At 67.1% G+C, this 3,222-nt stretch carries 3 protein-coding genes and 1 pseudogene; 2 read left to right on the top strand and 2 right to left on the bottom strand.

Going from position 1 to position 3,222, the window contains the following annotated elements; genetic code table 11:
• Positions 1–309 (bottom strand): annotated as a pseudogene (locus ACWDU1_RS31075) (dihydrofolate reductase family protein); the annotation flags it as partial.
• Between the two features lie 174 nt (positions 310–483).
• Here ACWDU1_RS31075 and ACWDU1_RS31070 point away from each other — a divergent pair.
• The gene (locus ACWDU1_RS31070) at positions 484–1,395 is read left to right on the top strand and encodes a D-alanyl-D-alanine carboxypeptidase family protein (RefSeq protein ID WP_450003950.1); all 912 of its coding nucleotides are present in this window, start codon (positions 484–486) and stop codon (positions 1,393–1,395) included.
• A gap of 58 nt (positions 1,396–1,453) precedes the next feature.
• Here ACWDU1_RS31070 and ACWDU1_RS31065 read toward each other — a convergent pair whose 3' ends face one another.
• Positions 1,454–2,275: a class I SAM-dependent methyltransferase gene (locus ACWDU1_RS31065; RefSeq protein WP_450003948.1), complete on the bottom strand. Its 822-nt coding sequence runs from the start codon at positions 2,273–2,275 to the stop codon at positions 1,454–1,456.
• Positions 2,276–2,528: 253 nt separating this feature from the next.
• Between ACWDU1_RS31065 and ACWDU1_RS31060 the strand changes: the two genes are divergently transcribed.
• Positions 2,529–3,182: a hypothetical protein gene (locus ACWDU1_RS31060; RefSeq protein ID WP_450003947.1), complete on the top strand. Its 654-nt coding sequence runs from the start codon at positions 2,529–2,531 to the stop codon at positions 3,180–3,182.
• Positions 3,183–3,222 lie beyond the last annotated feature (40 nt).

Genomic DNA, 3,222 nt, shown 5'->3' with positions numbered 1-3,222 from the left:
CACCAATGTCGCGTCCGGCCAGTCGAGCGGTTCGGACAATGTCGTCGACACCACGATCGCCGGCAGGTTCCGCATCCGGGTGACCCAGGGGTCACGCACATCGGAATCCTCGGTGGAGTCGGCGAGCATCCGCGCGAACGCCCGGTAGGTGTTGGCGCCGAAAACCATCCGCTGCGCACCGCCGTACAGCGCGTAGCGGTGGTCGAGCAGTTCGGGACCCTGTTTACCCCAATACCCGGACCAGTCGCCGCCGGCGGCGCCGAAACCGTCGAGACTGGAGAACACGTCGAAGGTGTAGGTGGCGGTCATGGATGTCTCCTCGCGTACGGGTGATCGCGTCTGCCGGTAGAGACCGGATGACCGGGCGGAACTCATCGCCGGCCGCCGGGCCTGCCGGGACCGGTTCGGGCGGTATCGGCGGACGAGCGACGCCTACGGCCGGAAATCCCACTGTTCGCGCAGGTCGGACGACACAATATCCCGATGCGAACCTATGCCCGTGTGCTGCTGGCGGCCGTGGCCGGAGTAGCCGTCGTCTTCGCGCCTACCGCCGCGGCCGCCCCGGTCTCGGGTATCTCCGCTCAGCTCCCGTTCCCCCTGACCCTGCAACCGGACGGCGTGCGGGCGCCGGCGGCGGCACTGGCCGAGGCCAACACCGGGCTGTCGCTCTGGTCGCGCCAGGCCGACACCCGGCTCCCCATCGCCAGTATCACCAAGGTCATGACAGCGGTGGTGGTGCTCGAATCCGGTGATCTCGAGCGTCCGGTGACCGTGTCGAGGCGGGCCATCGACGCCTCGGCCGCCTACGGCGGAAGTACCGCCGGGCTGGCCCCGGGCGAAGTCCTCACCGCTCGCGGGCTGCTGTACGCGATGATGCTGCCGTCCGGCTGCGACGCCGCCTATGCTCTGGCCGAGGCGTTCGGGCCCGGCCAGGACGGTTTCGTCGCCCGGATGAATGCCACGGCCCAGCGCCTGGGCATGCCCAACACCCATTTCACCGATCCGAGCGGGCTTCCGGTGCCCGGCGATTTCTCGACCTATTCGACCCCCGCGGATCTGATCCGGCTCGGCCGCCACGCGATGGCGAACCCGGTGTTCCGGGAGATCGTGGGCACCGCGGTGCACCAGCAGCCCGCCGGACCCGCGAATCATGCCCACACCTGGGAGAACACCAACGGGTTGCTCCGCGACTACGCCGGTACCACGGGAATCAAGACGGGATCGACCGATGCCGCCGGTACCTGCCTGCTGTTCGAAGCCGTCCGAGGCGGGCAGCGGCTGATCGGCGTGGTCCTGCACAGTTCGCCCCACGATCTCGATGCCGCGGCCGCCGACGCCGCACGCATCATGGACTGGGGTTTCGTTCCGATCCTGAGTGGGCTGCCGATCGGCTGAGCGCGATCCGCGGCGGCCCGGGGCCGCGGGTGCCGTGTGCGATTGCCGGTGACGCCGGTCAGAACTCGAACCGGTTGAGCACGTCGTAGCGCCGGGCCGGGGTCGCGCAGACGAGCCGGTACAGCAGACCCAACGGTGTAGCGGGAATCTGCGCGCAGGAGGCGAACCCGGGCGCGTCCTCGCGGAAGCGCAGGCGGGGTTCCCACTCCTGCAGTTCCCGCGCGTCCGCGATTCCCCAGGTGACGATGCCCTTGGTGAAGATCTTAGACAGGCGCGGGCCCACCGGGGCCAGGCTGTCGAAGAGTATTTCACCGGTGGTGAACCGATCGGTCAGCCGCCGCAGCAGGGTGGCCACCTCGTCCGCGCGCAGATACATCAGCAGACCTTCGGCGACCACCAGGGCAGGGCGATCCGCGGGAACCTCCGTCAGCCAGGCATCCTCGGTCACCGACGCGCCGATCATCCGGTAGCCGTCCCGGTCGTCGTAGAGTTCGCGCCGCAATGCGATGACCCCGGGCCGGTCGATATCGAACCAGCGCACGCCGGGAGGCGGGTGCAGGCGCAGGGCCCGGGTGTCCATACCGCATCCGAGATGCAGGACCGAGGCATCCGGATGACGCCGGAGGAAATCGGCGGACCAGGCGTCGAAACGGGAAGCCCGCAGCGCCACCAGCCACTGGTTGATACCCGGTCGCAGGGTGCGGCGCATCCGCGCCCAGTCGTAGCCGATCCGGTCCACTGCCGCGACCGCCGCCGCGTCGCCGAGGATCGGGCGTGCGGAACGGCCGTCGCGGGCCCGCAGGTACAACGTGCACAGGTTGGTCCACTCGACCGAACCCCAGCGAACCGCGTGGAAATCGATGGTGTTCGCCTGATTCACGGCTGCCTCCGTCGTATCCGGATGCCACGGTAATACATCTCACAGAAAACGAGTGAACCGTATTTTCCGGCAATCTAGCGGCATGTTTGCTGAACTGATTTGCAGGCCGATAACTGTATTCGATCTTGTATTGCCCGACACTGTTGTTTCGGTAACAAAGACGTAACTATATTGAGCCAGTCTACTGGCGGGTGCTTCGAGTTCCCGCGTGCCGGATGGTGGCGACGCATCTACCGAGGAAAGTGCTGAAGGTATGAATTTCAAGAAGATGGCCGCAGTATCCGCACTGGTCATTGCGGCGATGGGTATCGGTGCCGGTACGTCCTACGCGCAGCCGGCGCGGGTCGAGAATCCGGATATTCACTACACCGCCGATGTGGTTGATAAATCCGTGATCATTCGTACCGACGCGGGTTCGCTGACCACCGAGGACAACATGCTTCAGGTTCGCGACAATCTGGACAATGTGGTTGCTGGATTCCCGTTGAGCTATCTGCGTGACGGTCTGGAATATCCGATCGCGGTCGTACCGTCCGGGACGAACGAGGTCGCCCTGACGCCGAGTGTCGATCCGGCGACGGCGCAGCCCGCCCCGATGTTGCACGATGTGGCCTCCCAGGAGCAGGTCGACGACGCGGTGTCGAACGCTTCCACCCAGTTCGGTCTCGCCACCAGTATCGGCACGCTGATCGGCACCCTGATCGGTCTGGGCGGTGGCTGCGTGCTGGGCGCCATCGTCGGCACACCCTTCCTGGCGATCCCCGGCTGGATCGGCGGCTGCCTGACCGGTGCGGCGGTCGGCGCCCCGCTCGGCGCCGCGGCGGGTCTGGTGACCGTGGGCGGTGTCGCCGGTATCGCCGTCGCTGTCGAGTACTTCAACCGGATCAACGCGCCCGCGCCCGCCTGACGGGAAACGGCGCCCTCGGCCCGGATCGCGGAACGCGATC

It is taken from the genome of Nocardia sp. NPDC003345, assembly GCF_053589395.1.
The sequence above is the reverse complement of the archived record's forward strand: the minus strand, read 5'-3'. Positions and strand labels throughout refer to the sequence as shown.